The 15443-nt window shown below is 68.3% G+C and carries 19 protein-coding genes; 4 read left to right on the forward strand and 15 right to left on the reverse strand.

Annotated elements, in window-relative coordinates:
- The first annotated feature begins 61 nt into the window (after positions 1-61).
- Together LOZ83_RS29230 and LOZ83_RS29235 are read left to right on the forward strand one after the other, a co-directional pair.
- Positions 62-685 (forward strand): LysE family translocator, encoded by a 624-nt coding sequence (locus LOZ83_RS29230; RefSeq protein ID WP_236794940.1) that lies wholly within the window; start codon positions 62-64, stop codon positions 683-685.
- 8 nt (positions 686-693) lie between these two features.
- Positions 694-1074 carry a VOC family protein gene (locus LOZ83_RS29235; protein WP_236794941.1) on the forward strand — a complete coding sequence of 127 codons (381 nt, stop codon included), beginning with the start codon at positions 694-696 and terminating at the stop codon, positions 1072-1074.
- A gap of 4 nt (positions 1075-1078) precedes the next feature.
- Here LOZ83_RS29235 and murA read toward each other — a convergent pair whose 3' ends face one another.
- Positions 1079-2353: a UDP-N-acetylglucosamine 1-carboxyvinyltransferase gene (murA, locus tag LOZ83_RS29240; protein WP_236794942.1), complete on the reverse strand. Its 1275-nt coding sequence runs from the start codon at positions 2351-2353 to the stop codon at positions 1079-1081.
- A 151-nt stretch (positions 2354-2504) separates the two neighbouring features.
- Here murA and LOZ83_RS29245 point away from each other — a divergent pair, with 151 nt between their 5' ends.
- Together LOZ83_RS29245 and LOZ83_RS29250 are read left to right on the forward strand one after the other, a co-directional pair.
- Positions 2505-4010 (forward strand): pitrilysin family protein, encoded by a 1506-nt coding sequence (locus LOZ83_RS29245; RefSeq protein WP_236794943.1) that lies wholly within the window; start codon positions 2505-2507, stop codon positions 4008-4010.
- 9 nt (positions 4011-4019) lie between these two features.
- Positions 4020-4604, forward strand: coding sequence for a cob(I)yrinic acid a,c-diamide adenosyltransferase (locus tag LOZ83_RS29250; RefSeq protein ID WP_236794944.1), 585 nt, complete (start codon positions 4020-4022; stop codon positions 4602-4604).
- Here the strand turns inward: LOZ83_RS29250 and LOZ83_RS29255 are convergent.
- The 14 genes from LOZ83_RS29255 to LOZ83_RS29320 all read right to left on the reverse strand — a co-directional run bounded on the left by LOZ83_RS29255 (position 4589) and on the right by LOZ83_RS29320 (position 15429).
- Positions 4589-5017, reverse strand: a complete 429-nt coding sequence (locus LOZ83_RS29255; RefSeq protein WP_236794945.1) for a type II toxin-antitoxin system VapC family toxin — start codon at positions 5015-5017, stop codon at positions 4589-4591. The genes LOZ83_RS29250 and LOZ83_RS29255 overlap by 16 nt on opposite strands.
- Positions 5004-5270, reverse strand: coding sequence for a type II toxin-antitoxin system CcdA family antitoxin (locus LOZ83_RS29260; RefSeq protein WP_236794946.1), 267 nt, complete (start codon positions 5268-5270; stop codon positions 5004-5006). Before LOZ83_RS29260 ends, LOZ83_RS29255 begins: the two co-directional genes overlap by 14 nt.
- Before the next feature lie 60 nt (positions 5271-5330).
- The gene (locus tag LOZ83_RS29265) at positions 5331-5765 is read right to left on the reverse strand and encodes a DUF2550 domain-containing protein (protein WP_236794947.1); all 435 of its coding nucleotides are present in this window, start codon (positions 5763-5765) and stop codon (positions 5331-5333) included.
- 25 nt (positions 5766-5790) lie between these two features.
- Positions 5791-6156 carry a F0F1 ATP synthase subunit epsilon gene (locus tag LOZ83_RS29270; RefSeq protein WP_236794948.1) on the reverse strand — a complete coding sequence of 122 codons (366 nt, stop codon included), beginning with the start codon at positions 6154-6156 and terminating at the stop codon, positions 5791-5793.
- A gap of 125 nt (positions 6157-6281) precedes the next feature.
- Positions 6282-7706 (reverse strand): F0F1 ATP synthase subunit beta, encoded by a 1425-nt coding sequence (gene atpD, locus LOZ83_RS29275; RefSeq protein WP_236794949.1) that lies wholly within the window; start codon positions 7704-7706, stop codon positions 6282-6284.
- Positions 7707-8618 (reverse strand): F0F1 ATP synthase subunit gamma, encoded by a 912-nt coding sequence (locus tag LOZ83_RS29280; protein ID WP_236795335.1) that lies wholly within the window; start codon positions 8616-8618, stop codon positions 7707-7709.
- Positions 8619-8626: 8 nt separating this feature from the next.
- Positions 8627-10270: a F0F1 ATP synthase subunit alpha gene (gene atpA / locus LOZ83_RS29285; protein WP_236794950.1), complete on the reverse strand. Its 1644-nt coding sequence runs from the start codon at positions 10268-10270 to the stop codon at positions 8627-8629.
- Between the two features lie 58 nt (positions 10271-10328).
- A complete protein-coding gene (locus tag LOZ83_RS29290; RefSeq protein ID WP_236794951.1) occupies positions 10329-11159 on the reverse strand; it encodes a F0F1 ATP synthase subunit delta in 831 nt (276 codons plus the stop codon).
- Between the two features lie 6 nt (positions 11160-11165).
- Complete coding sequence (locus LOZ83_RS29295) at positions 11166-11714, reverse strand: F0F1 ATP synthase subunit B (protein WP_236794952.1); 549 nt, start codon at positions 11712-11714, stop codon at positions 11166-11168.
- A gap of 30 nt (positions 11715-11744) precedes the next feature.
- Positions 11745-12002, reverse strand: coding sequence for an ATP F0F1 synthase subunit C (locus LOZ83_RS29300; RefSeq protein WP_236794953.1), 258 nt, complete (start codon positions 12000-12002; stop codon positions 11745-11747).
- A gap of 67 nt (positions 12003-12069) precedes the next feature.
- Positions 12070-12867, reverse strand: coding sequence for a F0F1 ATP synthase subunit A (gene atpB / locus LOZ83_RS29305; RefSeq protein WP_236794954.1), 798 nt, complete (start codon positions 12865-12867; stop codon positions 12070-12072).
- A 311-nt stretch (positions 12868-13178) separates the two neighbouring features.
- On the reverse strand, positions 13179-13619 hold the full coding sequence (locus LOZ83_RS29310; RefSeq protein WP_236794955.1) for a hypothetical protein: 441 nt from the start codon (positions 13617-13619) through the stop codon (positions 13179-13181).
- On the reverse strand, positions 13616-14779 hold the full coding sequence (locus LOZ83_RS29315; protein WP_236794956.1) for a glycosyltransferase family 4 protein: 1164 nt from the start codon (positions 14777-14779) through the stop codon (positions 13616-13618). Before LOZ83_RS29315 ends, LOZ83_RS29310 begins: the two co-directional genes overlap by 4 nt.
- A complete protein-coding gene (locus tag LOZ83_RS29320) occupies positions 14779-15429 on the reverse strand; it encodes an L-threonylcarbamoyladenylate synthase (protein WP_236794957.1) in 651 nt (216 codons plus the stop codon). The genes LOZ83_RS29315 and LOZ83_RS29320 overlap by 1 nt, the downstream gene beginning before the upstream one ends.
- Positions 15430-15443 lie beyond the last annotated feature (14 nt).

Here is a 15443-nt window from a genome sequence, read left to right on the forward strand (position 1 = left end):
GCCGCGCAGCACGCTGAAAATCACTTCTCCGAGGGTGCCCGGAGAGCTAGCGTGGGTGGGCGTGACGTGGAGCTCCTATGGCACCTACCTGATCTTCGTCGTGCTGGTCGTGCTGGCACCCGGCCCGGACACGATGGTCACGCTGAAGAACGCGCTCGCGGGCGGCACCCGCGGTGGGCTGCTGGCGATCTTCGGGATCGGCGTCGGCAACCTCGTGCAGGGCACCGCGGTGGCGCTCGGGCTGGGCACGCTGATCGTGCGCTCGCAACCGGTGTTCTTCGCGCTGCGCTGGGCGGGCGTGCTGTACCTGTGCTACCTGGGTTTCCAGGCGCTGCGCGGCGCGTGGCGCGGGAACTACCACAAGCTCGACGAGTTCGCCTCGCGCGCCACCGGGTTCCGGCGCTGGCGCGAGGGATTCCTGTCCAACATCACGAACCCGAAGGTGCTGGCGCTGTACTTGTCCGTGCTGCCGCAGTTCCTCGAGCCCGGCCGCAGCACCCCGGGGGACGCGCTGCTACTGGCGTACACGGTCGTCGTGCTGGGTACGGTGTGGCTCCTGGTGCTGATGGCGCTGGTGCACCGGGTGCGCGTCTGGCTGCAGCGCCGCCGCGTGCGCCGTTCCCTGGACGCGGTGACCGGTACCGCCCTCATCGGCTTCGGCGTGGCGTTGGCCACGGAAGGCTAGGTTTCGCGATGGCATGTCGGATCAGTGAACTCGTGCTCGGTTGCCGCGACCCCGAGCTGCTCGCGCGGTTCTGGTGCGAAGTGCTGGACTTCGTCGTGCTCGACCGCGAGGACGACGGCACGCTGGAGATCGGGCCACGTACGGGGTTCGGCGGTCCGCAGCCGACGATCATCCTCAGTCGCCGGGACGAGCCGGAGCCCGGGAAATCCCGGTTGCACATCGATGTCAATGCCACCGACCGCGATCAGGACGCCGAGCTCGAACGCCTCCTGGCGCTCGGTGCCCGCCCGGCCGACATCGGCCAGACGGGGCAGGAGCCGTGGCATGTGCTGACCGACCCCGAAGGCAATGAGTTCTGCCTGCTCAAGGCCCGCCTCGACGCGCTCTGACGGCTCAGGCGCGGTCCGGCTGCCCCGTCACGCGCTCGATCCTCGCGCCCAGCCGGTTCAGGTTCTCCACGAAATGCGGGTAGCCGCGGTCGATGTGGAAGACGTCCCACACCTCGGTCACGCCGTCGCCGCACAGGCCGGCCAGCACGAGGCCCGCGCCGGCGCGGATGTCGGACGCCCACACCGGCGCGCTGGAGAGCGCGTTGATCCCGCGCACCACCGCGTGGTGCCCGTCGGTGCGCGCGTCGGCGCCCAGGCGCACCATCTCCTCGATGAACCGGAACCGCGCCTCGTACACGTTCTCCGTGATCATCGACGTCCCCTCGGACACCGCCGACAACGCGACCGCGAACGGCTGCAGGTCGGTGGCGAACCCCGGATAGGGCAGCGTCACGAAGTCGACCGCCTTCGGCCGCTCCGCCTGGACGACCCGGAATCCCTTGTCGTCAAAGGGAGTTACCTCCGCACCGGCCAGGCGCAGCTTGTCCAGCACCAGATCCAGGTGATGCGGGTTCACGCCGCGCACGGTGAGGTCGCCGCGGGTCATCGCCGCGGCGAAGGCCCAGGTGGCGCCGACGATGCGGTCACCGATCACCCGGTGCTCCGTCGGGTGCAACGAATCGACCCCGTGCACCGTCAGCGTGGAGGTCCCGGCGCCCTCGATCTTCGCGCCCATGTCGATGAGCATCGTGCAGATGTCGGCGATCTCCGGCTCACGCGCGGCGTTGTCGATCACCGTCGTGCCTTCGGCCAGCACCGCGGCCATCAGGATGTTCTCGGTCGCGCCGACACTCGGGAAGTCCAGCCAGATCTGCGCGCCCCGCAGCTCATCGGCCTTCGCCACCACGCAGCCGTGCTCGATCGTGCTCGTCGCGCCCAGCGAGCGCAGCCCGCTCTGGTGCATGTCCAGCGGTCGCGAGCCAATCGCGTCACCGCCCGGCAGCGCCACCACCGCCCGCTTGAGCCGGCCGACCAGCGGGCCCAGCACGCAGACCGACGCCCGCAGCTTGCCCATCGCCGGTGAGTCGGCACGGTGCGACAGCTCGGAAGGCGTGGTGATGGTGGCCGTGTCGCCGTCGAGCTCGACCTCGCAGCCGACACTGCGCAGCACATCCGCCATCAGCGGCACGTCGAGGATCGTCGGGCAGTTGGTGATCGTCGTGGTGCCCTCGGCGAGCAGCGCTGCCGCCATCAGCTTCAGGACGCTGTTCTTCGCGCCCACAACGTCGACTTCGCCCTCAAGCCGGGCCCCGCCATGCACATCGAAGTGCTCGCTCATGGCCGCCATCATGCCTGCCCGACGCACCACCCGATCGGTGGGGCACACGATGACACGCCGCAACACAATTCAGGCGAAAGTGTGAAACACTACGCGCTCCCAGAGCGATGAACGTCCGGCGCTTAACCCTCTTGGGGGAGGAAGACCCGATATGGTGGCTCGCCCGGCCGCACCCGATCTACCTGCGGTTCACCGGACCGAGGTGGACGGCGTCCCGGTGTTCTGGCACACCCAACCCGGACGGCTGAACGCGAGCCTGCTCTTCGGAGTCGGCATCGCCCACGAGACGTTCCTCGAAACGGGCATAACACACCTCGTCGAGCATCTGGCGATGCGGCCGCTGCGCACCGGCCGGTACGAAAACAACGCGTCGACCGCGATGCTGCACACGAGTTTCGATGTCACCAGCAGCACTGAGACCGTCGTCGACCACCTCCGCCGGATCTGCGTTTCGCTGAGCAATCTCGACACCGGGCCGCTCGAAGTCGAACGCGACATCCTCGTCGCCGAGGAGCGCACCAGCGACGGACCCGGGGTGACCGAATGGCTGCCGGCCTCGATCTGGTTCGGCAACCAGGCGTTCGGCCTGGCGGGCAATCTCCAGGTCGCGACCGTGCACGCCAGCGCCGACGACGTGCGGGCCTGGCGCGCCCGGTGGTTCCATCGCGGCAACGCGGCGCTGGTGCTGTCCGGACCACCGCCCGCGGAGCTGCGTCTCCCCCTGCCCGACGGGCCGCGGCGACAGCCGCCGCCGGTCACCCCGTTCGACCTGACGACACCCGCGCAGACCACCGTGCCCAACGGCGTCGTGGCCTGCGCACTCGTCGACTGGACCGCCGAAATGGCTTGTGCGGCAGGCATTCTGATGTCCCGGCTGACGGATCGCCTGCGGCATCTGGAAGGGCTGGTCTACGACATCGGTTTCGACCACCAGCTGATCGACGGGCGCCGGGCCGTGCTCGGGTTCGGCACCGACGTGCCGGACAAGCACGTGCGCCGCGTCCTCGACGCGATCCGCACCGAACTGGCCACACTCGGCGCGAACGGGCCGACCGGCGAGGAGCTGGCCGCGGATCGCACGGGTCTCGTGGAACAGCTCACCGAGCGCGAGTTCATCGAGTACCGCGCGTTCGACGACGCGATGAGCGAGCTGACCGGCTGGGATTCGGCCGCGGCACACCAGAAGCAGGTGCTGGCCGGGGTCGGCGCCGGCGCGGTCGCGGCGGCCGCCCGGGAACTGGCCGGGAAGCTCGTGCTGTGCGGCCCGCAGGGCCAGCTGCCGGGGGATCTGCCGGAACTGCCGGGCAGCCCGCTCGCGCCGGTCGCCGGCCGGGAGCTGAGCCGGGCACTGGTCGGCTCGACGGCGCCGCGCGGGTTCCGGCTGGTGGTCGGCGCGGCGGGGCTGACCTCGTACTACGGCTCGAGTTCGGTGCCGGTCGCGGTCGTGCGGTTCGACGATCTCGCGGGCGTCGGGGTCGAGCACACCGACGGCCGGCTGCCGATCCTGCACGTGTTCGGCCGGCACGGCGGCATGATCACCGTCCGCCCCGGCGACTGGCGCGGCGGCCGGAACCTGGTGCGGGACCTGCAGTCCCGCTTCCCCGCCGAGGTGTGTTTCGACGCGCCGGACGCCATGCGATTGTTCGAGCAGTCCTAAGCTCAAGGCATGCCCGTACGGATCAACCGTGTGTACACCAAGGTCGGCGACAACGGGACCACAGCGCTCGGCGACGGTTCACGCGTCCCGAAGACCTCGCCCCGGCTGGGCGCGTACGCCGACGTCGACGAGGCGAACTCCGTCATCGGGCTCGCGCTGGCGATGGGCGGGCTGAGCGAGGAGATCGCCGATGTCCTGCGGCGAGTCCAGAACGACCTGTTCGACGTGGGCGCCGACCTGTGCGCCCCGGTGGTCGAGAACCCGCCCTATCCTCCGCTGCGGATCACCGACGACTACATCACCCGCCTCGAAGGCTGGTGCGACTTGTTCAACGAGCGGTTGCCGAAGCTGACGTCGTTCATCCTGCCCGGCGGCACCCCTGGGGCTGCTTTCCTGCACCAGGCACGAACGGTTTCGCGCCGGGCCGAGCGGAGCGGGTGGGCGCTCGTCGAGGCGGACGAACAGCGCACGAACGTGCTCGCGGTGAAGTACCTGAACCGCCTGTCCGACCTGCTGTTCATCCTCGCGCGCCTGGCCAACCCGGACGGCGACATCCTCTGGCAGCCCGGCGGCGAAACTCAGGCGAAGGGCTGAACCCAGCGCAGCCCGGGAAACTTGGCGAAATCCCGGTCGTTGCTCACCCAGGTCGCGTCCTGTTCCAGCGCCAGCGCGGCGTGATAGGCGTCCGGAACCAGGTTTCCGCGGGCCTCGACCGTGCGGCACAGGCCGGTGAAGATGTCCCAATGCCGCGGCCCTGGCCGCACCGGCACCGCGGCCGGGGCGCTACGGACCGCGTCGCAGAACTCGAGTGCTTTCGCCGGTGTGCTGGGCGCCCGGAAGACCCGGTGGTTCGTCACGATCCTGAGCACACCGGACAGCACCAGTTCGCTGATCCCGACCGGCTCGACGCCGGTGAGCTTGCTCTCCAACCAGATGCGATGCCGCTCGTGGTGTTCGACGTCCTGGCGGAACGCGTGCACGAGGACATTGACGTCAACGATGATCATCGGAGAACGGGGCGTCCTCACCGAAGAGCGCTGCCATGGCTTCCTTGTCATCCAGATCGACGCCGAACTGCAGGCCGCCCCCACTGTCGGTGGGCAGGTGGAACTCCTCCTCCTGCTCACGCGATTTGGCCTGGCGCGCAAGCAGAACCCGGAGGCCATCCTCGAGGATGGCACCCAGCGACTTGCCGCTCTGCACGGCGAGAGTCTTGGCATCATGCAGCAAGTCGTCGTTGATGCTCACCGTGGTCCGCATACCAACATCATAGCATCAGAGCTATGCATCATGATGCGCCAGCGGCCTGACCTGCGGAAATCAACTCGCTCGCGGCAGCCGGCGGCCGGGGGGCGCGGACTCCAGCCAGGACAGGAAGCCGGTCAGCGCACCCGGTCCCATCGCGATCTCGATCGGCCGGTGTCCCTCGGACTCGCAGCGCAGCACGGTCGCGTCGGCAGGGACGGCATACGCCTCTGTGCCCGCCGGATCGCGGCGGTCCGCGATCATCAGGGTCTCCCGGTCGAACACCCGGTCCGGCCCATTACGCAGGCTCCATACGCGGTACCAGGCGAAGATCTCGCCCTCGTACCGGCCGATACCCAGATGCCAGCCGGCGCGGGCGTTGTCCGGATTCCACCGCAGCGCGACGCTCACCCCACCGGCACGCCGCATCCGCACCCAGCGCCGGCCGTACCAGGTCGCCAGGATCGCGAGACCGAGCAGGACGACCAGGACACCCAAGGCGATCTCCATGGCCGGCTCCCGCTCGTCGCCCGCGTCAGGCCGGCTGGCCGGCCGCTCGCAACTGGGCGGCTGCTCTCGCCCGTTCCGCCTCGTCTTCGGCGCTGAGCGCGGCCCGCGCCGCCTCGACGTCGATCTCGCTGGCGAGCTCGGCGGACTCGGCGAGCACACTCACCCGCTCATTGGTCACCGACAGGAAGCCGCCGTGCACGGCGGCCTGTACGGTCTCGCCGTCGGTGGTGTCGATCTTCACGATGCCACCCTCGACGAGCTGCCCGAGAACAGGCTCGTGACCAGGCATGATGCCGATCTCACCCTCGGTGGTCTGCGCGACCACGAACGTGGCCTGGCCCGACCAGAGGCGGCGCTCGACGGCGACAAGCTCGACGGAAATCTCAGCCACGTGGCTCTCCTCAATAACGGCACCGGGCGCCCGCTCACGCAGAGTGTAATACGCCCGGGGCGGCTGACGAAAACGGCGAGGCTGAGAGTCCACAAAGGACGCTCGCCTCGCCGTTCGCCGTCAGCTCACTTCTTGGTCAGCTCGTTGTACTTCTTCTCGAGGTCGTCCAGGCCACCGATACCCAGGAACGCCTGCTCCGGGTAGTGGTCGAAATCGCCCTTGGCGATCTTGTCGAAGGCCTCGACGGTTTCCGCGACCGGCACCGTCGAACCCGGCTGGCCGGTGAACTGCTCGGCCACGAGCATGTTCTGCGACAGGAACCGCTCGATGCGGCGCGCCCGCTGCACGGTCAGCTTGTCCTCTTCGGACAGCTCGTCCATGCCGAGGATCGCGATGATGTCCTGCAGCTCCTTGTACTTCTGCAGGATCCGGATGACCTCGGACGCGACCCGGTAGTGGTCCTCGCCGACGATCGCCGGGTCGAGGATGGTCGAGGTGGAGGCCAGCGGGTCCACCGCGGGGAAGATGCCCTTCTGGAACACCGACCGGGAAAGCTCGGTGGTGGCGTCCAGGTGGGCGAACGTGGTCGCCGGGGCCGGGTCGGTGTAGTCGTCCGCGGGCACGTAGATCGCCTGCAGCGAGGTGATCGACCGGCCCTTGGTCGAGGTGATCCGCTCCTGCAGCTCACCCATCTCATCCGCCAGCGTCGGCTGGTACCCCACCGCCGAAGGCATCCGGCCCAGCAGGGTCGACACCTCCGAACCCGCCTGGGTGAACCGGAAGATGTTGTCGATGAACAGCAGCACGTCCTGGTTCTTGACGTCGCGGAAGTACTCCGCCATCGTCAGCGCGGACAGCGCCACCCGCATCCGGGTGCCCGGGGGCTCGTCCATCTGGCCGAACACGAGCGCGGTGTCGTTGATGACGCCGTCCTCGCTCATCTCCAGGAACAGGTCCGTACCTTCACGGGTACGCTCGCCGACCCCGGCGAACACCGACGTGCCACCGAAGTTCCGGGCGACACGGGTGATCATCTCCTTGATCAGCACCGTCTTGCCCACGCCGGCACCACCGAACAGGCCGATCTTGCCACCCTGCACGTACGGGGTGAGCAGGTCGATGACCTTCAGACCGGTCTCGAGCACCTCGGTCTTGCCCTCGAGCTGATCGAACGCCGGGGGCTTGCGGTGGATGCCCCAGTGCTCGAGGTCCGTGCCGTAGCCCGGCTTGTCGAGGCAGTCGCCGAGCGCGTTGTAGACGTGGCCCTTGACCTCGTCGCCCACCGGGACCGAGATCGGGCCGCCGGTGTCGCGCACCTCGGCGCCGCGGACGAGACCGTCCTGCGGGGCCAGGGAGATCGTGCGCACCAGGTTGTCGCCCAGGTGCTGAGCGACCTCGAGGGTCACGGTCTTGCGCAGCTCGGCGAAGTCGATGTCGACCTTGAGCGCGTTGTACAGGTCGGGCACCGCGCCGCGCGGGAACTCGACGTCGACGACGGGACCGGCGACGGAAACGATCCGTCCCTTGGTCCGGATTTCAGTGGTGGTCATCTACTCATCACTTCCTACAGCGGCGAGCGCATCGGCCCCACCGACGATTTCGCTGATCTCCTGGGTGATCTGAGCCTGCCGCGCCTGGTTGGCCAGCCGGGTGTAGGTGTTCACCAGATCGTTGGCGTTGTCGGACGCCGCCTTCATGGCCGTCCGGCGGGCGGCCAGCTCCGACGCCGCCGACTCCAGCAACGCCGAGAAGATCCGCGTGTTGACGTATTTCGGCAGCAGGGCCGACAGCAGCTTGTCCGCGCTGGGCTCGAACTCGTACGAGGGCAGCAGGTCCGCCGCCGCCGGCGGCTGCTCCTGCTCCGCGGTGTACTCGATTTCCAGCGGGGCGACGCGCTTGGCCGTGGGCACCTGGCTGAGCATGGAGCGGAACTCGGTGTACACGATGTGCACCTCGTCCACGCCGGCCTCGGCCAGGAACGACTCGGTGAGCGCGTTGCCCGCGACCGCCGCGTTCTCGTAGTGCGGCTGGTCGGAGAAACCGGTCCAGCTGCCCGCGACCTCGCGGCCCCGGAACTTGTAGTAGTTCAGGCCCTTGCCACCGATGACATACACCGACGGCTCCTTGCCCTCCTTGCGCAGCAAGGAAAGCAGCTCTTCGGTGGCCCGCAGCACGTTGGTGTTGTAACCACCGCACAGACCCTTGTCACTGGTCACCACCAGCACCGCGGCCCGCGTCGGGTTGACCCGCTCCACCAGGAACGGATCGTCCAAATTGGACGCCGCGCCGGCCAGCGCCGAGAGCACCTTGGTGATCTCGGTCGAGTAGGGCCGGGAGGCCGCCACCCGCGCCTGCGCGCGGCCGATGCGCGAGGTGGCGATCAGCTCCATCGCCTTGGTGATCTTGCCGATCGATTTCGTCGCCCGGATCTTTGCCCGGAGCTCGCGAAGTTGCGCCATCAGCTATCCGGTCAGTTCTTCGGGGCGGGCTTGTTGACCTTGACGGTCTCCTGCCCGACCTGGTCGGCGTCCATGGCCTCGGCTTCGGCCTCGTTGACCAGCCGGCCGCCTTCCGAGGTGGTGAAGCCCTTCTTGAACTCGTTGGTCCCCGCGACGACGCGCTCGGCCAGATCCTCCGACCACTTACCCTTGTCGCGGATCTCGGCGAGGATGTCGTCGTGCTTGTGGCGCAGGTTCTCCAGCAGCTCGTGGTTGAACCGCGCGACGTCGTCGACCGGCACGTCGTCGAAGTGCCCGTTGGTCCCGAGGAACACCGTGAGGACCTGCTGCTCGACCGGCACCGGCGAGTACTGGGGCTGCTTGAGCACCTCGTACAGGCGGACACCGCGGTCCAGCTGGGCACGTGAGGTCGGGTCCAGGTCGGAGGCGAAGGCGGCGAACGCCTGCAGCTCCTGGTACTGCGAAAGGTCGATCCGCAGCGAGCCCGAGACCGTCTTCATGGCCTTGATCTGCGCGTCACCACCGACCCGGGAGACCGACGTGGTCACGTCGACCGCCGGGCGCTGGCCCGAGTTGAACAGGTCCGACTGGAAGAAGCACTGGCCGTCGGTGATCGAGATGACGTTCGTCGGGATGTAGGCCGAGATGTCGTTGGCCTTGGTCTCGATGATCGGCAGCCCGGTCAGCGAGCCGCCGCCCAGCTCGTCGGACAGCTTCGCGCACCGCTCGAGCAGGCGCGAGTGCAAGTAGAAGACGTCGCCGGGGTACGCCTCGCGGCCCGGCGGGCGGCGCAGCAGCAGCGAGATCGCGCGGTAGGCGTCGGCCTGCTTGGACAGGTCGTCGAACACGATCAGCACGTGCTTGCCCTGGTACATCCAGTGCTGGCCGAGTGCCGAGCCGGTGTAGGGGGCGAGCCACTTGAAGCCGGCCGAGTCCGAGGCCGGGGCGGCCACGATCGTCGTGTACTGCAGTGCGCCCGCGTCCTCCAGGGACTTGCGCACACCGGCGATGGTCGAGCCCTTCTGGCCGACCGCGACGTAGATGCAACGGACCTGCTTCGACGGGTCGCCGCTGTCCCAGTTCGCCTTCTGGTTGATGATCGTGTCCACGCAGACCGCCGTCTTGCCGGTCTTGCGGTCACCGATGATCAGCTGGCGCTGGCCGCGGCCGATCGGCGTCATCGCGTCGATCGCGGTGATCCCGGTCTGCAGCGGCTCCGACACCGGCTGCCGCTGCACCACCGAAGCGGCCTGCAGCTCCAGCGCGCGCCGCTCGGTCGAGGCGATGTCGCCGAGGCCGTCGATCGGTGCGCCCAGGGGGTCGATGACCCGGCCGAGGAAGTCCTCGCCGACCGGGATCGACAGGATCTGCCCGGTCCGCTTGACCTCCTGGCCCTCTTCGATCTTCTCGTAGTTACCCAGGATCACGACGCCGATCCGGCGCGGTTCCAGGTTCTGCGCGACGCCGAGGATGCCGCCGGGGAACTCCAGCAGCTCGTTCGCCATGGTCGAGGGCAGGCCCTCCACGTGCGCGACGCCGTCGCCGGTGTCCACGACGAAGCCGACCTCTTCCCGGCTCACGTCGGGTGAGTAACTCGAGACGTAGTTCTCGATCGCGCTACGGATCTCGTCCGAGGAGATCGTCAGCTCCGCCATGTCGTTCCCGCTCTCGCTTCGTTCTTACCTGTATCCAAAGTCTGTGTTGCCCGCCGTGTCACGCGAGCTGCCTGCGCAGTGTCGCGATCCGGCCGGCCGCGCTGCCGTCGATGACCTCGTCACCGACGCGGACGACGAGCCCGCCGCCGAGCCGGGGGTCCACCTCGACGTGCAGGGCGATCGGCCGCCCGTAGATCCCGTGCAGTTTCTCGGCCAGCTGATCTTGCTGCTGGGCGGAAAGGGCGCTCGCGCTGACGACGTAGGCGACGGAGCGCCGGCGCCGTTCCGCGGCCAGCTTGACCAGCTGGTCCAGGCCGAACCCGACACCGCGGCCGGTCCGGCGGGCGACCACCTGCTCGACCAGTGCCAGGCTCACCGCACCGACCTTGCCGTCGAGGAGTTCGCGCACCAGCTTGCGCTTGGCCGCCACGGGCGCCATCGCGTCCGAAAGCGCCTGTTCGAGTTCGGGCTCACCGACCACGATACGAGCAATCCGGAACAACTCGTCCTCGACAGTGTCCAGGTTCCCGGCCTTTTCCGCGCTGGTCAACAACGCGGTGCGACCGAGGTCCTCGAGACCGTCCAGCAGCTCCCGCGGGCTGGACCACCGCTGGCCGACCGCGGCGTCGAGCACCCGCAGCGCGGGCGCGGACACCTTGCCGGTCAGCAGCGACGAGACCAGGCGCTTGCGGGCCTCCGGGTCGGAGGATCCGTCGCCGAGTGCCCGGCGCAGCCCGATCTCCGCGGTCAGCAGGTCGACCACGGAGAACAGCTCCGTACCGAGGGCCTCCGGTCGCACACCGGCCTGGCCGAGCACCTCGTCGAGAGTGCGCCCGGCCTCGGCGAGTGCTTCGCGGCTGGCGGCGTGCAGTGATGTCGGGCTAGTCATCGGCCCTTACTTCCCCGCGCCGTTGCCGCTGCCGAGCTCGGCGAGGAAACGGTCGACCGTGCCGCGGCGCCGCGCGTCGTCCTCGAGGGACTCGCCGACGATCCGGCTGGCCAGCTCGACCGAGTTCCGGCCCAGTTCGGCCCGCAGTTCGGCGACGATCTGTGCCTTCTGGGCCTGCAGCGCGGCGTGGCCCTGCGCGATGATGCGCGCGGCCTCGTCCTGTGCCTCGGCCCGCAACTCTTCCTTGATGCGCTCGGCCTCGAGCCGCGCGTCGTCGCGGATCTTCGCCGCCTCGGAGTAGGCGTCGGCGAGCTGGGCCTTGTACCGGGCCAGCGCCTCCTCCGCCTCAGCCTCCGCCTTTTCGGCCTTCTCGATGCCGCCCTCGATCTTGGCGGTCCGCTCCTCGTAGAGCTTCTCGAACCGCGGCACCGCGAACTTCCACAGCAGGAACAGCAGGATCAGGAAGGCGACGAGGCCGAGAATGATCTCGCTGGGGTGCGGCAGCACCGGGTTCGGCGCTTGCTCCGCAGCGAGCAGGATCTGGGTCTTCACCACAACGACACTCCTTAAACGTGAGCGGGAAACTCAGGCGTTGGAGGCGATGAAGTAGATGACCAGGCCGATCAGCGCGAGCACCTCGGTAAGCACGAAGGTGGTCCACGCGATACCCATCAGCTTGCCCTGCGCCTCCGGCTGACGAGCGGTGCCGTTGATGACCGCGGCCCAGATCAGACCCACACCGATACCGGGGCCGATCGCACCCAGGCCGTAGCCGATCGCGGCGAGACCGGGGTTGAGGTTCACAGCGGCTTCCGTGGCCTGGGCAAGAACGATGTTGCTCACTTGGTACTTCCCTTTCAGTCGGTCCGCGGTCAGTGTGCGGATCGGGGCTTGCGGTTTTCGTTGCCTGTCAGTGGTCTTCGGCGAGTGCCGCGCCGATGTAGTTGGCGGACAGCACCGCGAACACATATGCCTGGACGACCTGGATCAGCGCCTCGACGAAGATCATCAGGATCGCGAAGAGGAACGAGACGACCGAAACCGGCTTCGAGATGACGCCACCGGCCTGGGTCAGCAGGTACTCACCACCGATGGTGAACACCAGGATGATCAGGTGACCGGCGAACATGGCGGCGAACACCCGGATGGCGAGGGTGATCGGGTTGAGCACGAACTTCTGCAGGAACTCGATGGGAGTCAGCAGGAAGTAGATCGCCAGCGGGGCGCCCGGCGGGACGGTCGCGTGCTTGAGATAGCCCACGAAACCGTGCCGCTTGAAGCCCACGAAGTGGTAGACGGGGTAAACAACGAGCAGCGACAAGGCGATCGGGTAGCCGATGTGCGCCAGCGTCGGGAACTGCAGGATCGGGATGATCCCGAACACGTTGTTCACCAGCACGAAGCTGAACAAGCTGAGTACGAGCGGGATGTACGGCTTGAAATCCTTCGAACCGATCTGCTCACGAGCGATGCCGTTGCGCGCGAAGTCGTAGATGTACTCGGCGGCGAACTGGCCCTTGCTCGGCACGATCTTCAGCTTGCGAGAGCTGATCAGGAAGTATGCCGCGATGATGATCACCGACAGCACGACGAGAATCATCGGCTTCGTTACGCCGCCGAAGATCGGCGGCAGGTCGAAATCTCCGGCACCGGGAGGCGTGAAGGCCGTCAAGGCACTGCCGCCCTCGGTTACTACCAGCGCGCCCAACTGGGCTCCTTCCGGTTCTCCCGGCCGGCGTTCACTCCGCCGGGGGAATCGTCACGATCTGGACTTAACGTACCCGACACGTTTCGGGTAGTTGGAAGCGGCTCCCGTCAGTGAACCGGGGGTTAACAATCAGCCACCGGGGGAGTTCAGCGTTACGTTCCCGAAGACGAGTCCAGAACGACCGATGCCCGAGGCTCCATCACGATCGCCACAGTGCTGGTCGGGGTTCCGCCATCGGGAGCGCGGCCGGTACCCGCCTCCACGATCCGGACGATACCAGCCGGTATACGGCTGCCGTACGGGCGTACTCCTTAAGACTCCGACGCGGGAATGATGGTCGGAATCCTGGTCCGGCGGAAAGCCACGAACTCGGCGGCGGCCCAGACGAGAATGACCGCCAGCATCGTGAACGCCAGCGCTTTCGAATGCAGGAACGATACGTGCCGCAGTCCCATCATCACGCCGAGTAGCACCAGGATCTTCACGATGTAGCCGCCGAGCGACACGGCCATCACGGCCATCGGGTCCATCGCGGCGGTCCTGCGCATCATCCACAGCGTCACCAGCGAGGAGGCGAACGCGACGGCGCCTCCGGCGATCGCGCCGAACAGGCCGGGCAGCCCGACCAGGATCAGCGACACCACCGCACCGATCACGACGGTGGCCACCGCCGGCCAGAGCGCACCCCGGTACATCGCGTCCGCGAGCTTGAGCACGGACTGGGCGTGCGGGTTTTCGGTCTTCTCGGTCATGACACTCCCTGCTGGTTCCTCGACCTCAGTCTAGGGATGACCGAAACGATGATCGCGAGCACCAGTCCCGCGCCGACGATCCACAGCACCACGGCGGTATCGAACAGGGTCAGCGAAACGGCACCGAAACCGAGTAGCCCGGCCCACAGATAAATCAGCAGCACGGCCCGGCGCTGGGAGTGCCCGATTTCCAGCAGCCGGTGGTGCAGGTGCATCTTGTCCGCAGCGAACGGGCTCTCGCCGCGCCGGGTGCGCCGGATGATGGCCATCAGCAGGTCCAGCACCGGCAGGAACAGCACCGCGACCACGACCAGCAGCGGGGACAGCAGCGCGAGCGCGTCCGAGCCGCCGAACCGGGTGTAGTTGATCTTGCCGGACGCCGAGGTGGTGGCGCCGGCCAGCATCAGGCCGATCATCATCGAGCCGGAGTCGCCCATGAAGATCTTCGCGGGCTGGAAGTTGTGCGGCAGGAAGCCCAGGCACGCGCCGGCGAGCGTGGCCGCGATCAGCGCCGGCGGGTACGTGCCCACGTCGCCGCCCGCGGAGTTGAGCAGGCCGAGCGAGAACGCGCAGGTCGCCGTCGCGGCGATGAAACCGAGGCCGGCGGCGAGCCCGTCGAGGCCGTCGACGAAGTTCATCGCGTTCACCAGCAACACCACCAGCACCACCATCAGCAGGCTGCCCTGGTTGGAATCGAGCGTGATGACCTGGCCCAGCGCGGCGCCGTTGCCGCCCCACGGCACCCAGAACACGTTCCACTGCACGCCGAAGATGACCAGGATGCCCGCGCACAGCACCTGCCCGGCGAGCTTGGTCCAGGCGTCGATCTCGAACCGGTCGTCGACGGCGCCGATCAGCACGATCACGCCGCCGCCGATCAGCACGCCGATCGGGTCGAGCGAGTACTCGAAGGCGCGGCGCAGCACGGGCAGCTGGTGCGCCATCGCCATGCCGCCGGCCACGCCGAGGTACATCGCGAGGCCACCCATCCGCGGGATCGGGATGACGTGCACGTCGCGCGCGCGGGGGTTGGCGATGGCGCCCACCCGGATCGCGAACCGGCGGACGAGGCCGGTGAGCAGGAAGGTCAGGGTCGTCGAGATGAGCCCGACGAGGATGTACTCCTTGATGGGGAGCCCGGCTGTGGCGATGGGAGTCATCAGGACGGGACGGTCACCGGGAAACCGAGCACCTCGGACACCGCGTCGGCACTCACCGCACCCGCACGCAGCAGGACGGGTTCGTTGCCGGTCAGGTCGACGATGCTGGAGGGGACGGGGTCGCCGCTCGGACCGCCGTCGAGGTACACCGCGACGGACTCGCCGAGCTGGTCCTGGGCGTCCTGGGCGTTCGCCGCGGGCGGCTGCCCGGACACGTTCGCGCTCGACACGGCCATCGGGCCGACGTCGCGCAGCAGTTCCAGCGCGACCGGGTGCAGCGGCATCCGCAGCATCACCGTGCCGCGCGTGCTGCCGAGGTCCCACTGCAGGCTCGGCGCGTGCGGCAGCACCAGTGAGAGGTCACCGGGCCAGAACGCCTCGATCAAAGCCCTTGCCTGCGGCGGCATTCCCAGCACCAGGCCGTCCACTGTGGACCACGAACCGACCAGCACACCGACCGGCATGTCCGGCCCGCGGTGCTTGGCCTGCAGCAGCGAACGCACCGCGCCGGCGTCGAACGCGTCCGCGCCGATGCCGTACACCGTGTCGGTCGGCAGCACGACGAGCCGGCTCGAACGCACCGCCCCCGCGGCCGCCGCCAACCCCTCGGCCCGTGATTCCGGCCGGCCGCAGTCGTACACCGCACTCATGGCCCAGAGACTAT

It is taken from the genome of Amycolatopsis sp. GM8, assembly GCF_021653975.1.
Classification (GTDB): domain Bacteria; phylum Actinomycetota; class Actinomycetes; order Mycobacteriales; family Pseudonocardiaceae; genus Amycolatopsis_E.

Excerpts from the sequence above, each read along its gene's own strand:
- LOZ83_RS29235 (WP_236794941.1), top strand. The coding sequence starts at position 694 with ATGGCATGTCGGATCAGTGAACTCGTGCTCGGTTGCCGCGACCCCGAG.
- murA (WP_236794942.1), bottom strand. The coding sequence starts at position 2,353 with ATGAGCGAGCACTTCGATGTGCATGGCGGGGCCCGGCTTGAGGGCGAA.
- LOZ83_RS29245 (WP_236794943.1), top strand. The coding sequence starts at position 2,505 with ATGGTGGCTCGCCCGGCCGCACCCGATCTACCTGCGGTTCACCGGACC.
- LOZ83_RS29250 (WP_236794944.1), top strand. The coding sequence starts at position 4,020 with ATGCCCGTACGGATCAACCGTGTGTACACCAAGGTCGGCGACAACGGG.
- LOZ83_RS29255 (WP_236794945.1), bottom strand. The coding sequence starts at position 5,017 with ATGATCATCGTTGACGTCAATGTCCTCGTGCACGCGTTCCGCCAGGAC.
- LOZ83_RS29260 (WP_236794946.1), bottom strand. The coding sequence starts at position 5,270 with ATGCGGACCACGGTGAGCATCAACGACGACTTGCTGCATGATGCCAAG.
- LOZ83_RS29265 (WP_236794947.1), bottom strand. The coding sequence starts at position 5,765 with ATGGAGATCGCCTTGGGTGTCCTGGTCGTCCTGCTCGGTCTCGCGATC.
- atpD (WP_236794949.1), bottom strand. The coding sequence starts at position 7,706 with ATGACCACCACTGAAATCCGGACCAAGGGACGGATCGTTTCCGTCGCC.
- atpA (WP_236794950.1), bottom strand. The coding sequence starts at position 10,270 with ATGGCGGAGCTGACGATCTCCTCGGACGAGATCCGTAGCGCGATCGAG.
- LOZ83_RS29290 (WP_236794951.1), bottom strand. The coding sequence starts at position 11,159 with ATGACTAGCCCGACATCACTGCACGCCGCCAGCCGCGAAGCACTCGCC.
- LOZ83_RS29310 (WP_236794955.1), bottom strand. The coding sequence starts at position 13,619 with ATGACCGAGAAGACCGAAAACCCGCACGCCCAGTCCGTGCTCAAGCTC.
- LOZ83_RS29315 (WP_236794956.1), bottom strand. The coding sequence starts at position 14,779 with ATGACTCCCATCGCCACAGCCGGGCTCCCCATCAAGGAGTACATCCTC.
- LOZ83_RS29320 (WP_236794957.1), bottom strand. The coding sequence starts at position 15,429 with ATGAGTGCGGTGTACGACTGCGGCCGGCCGGAATCACGGGCCGAGGGG.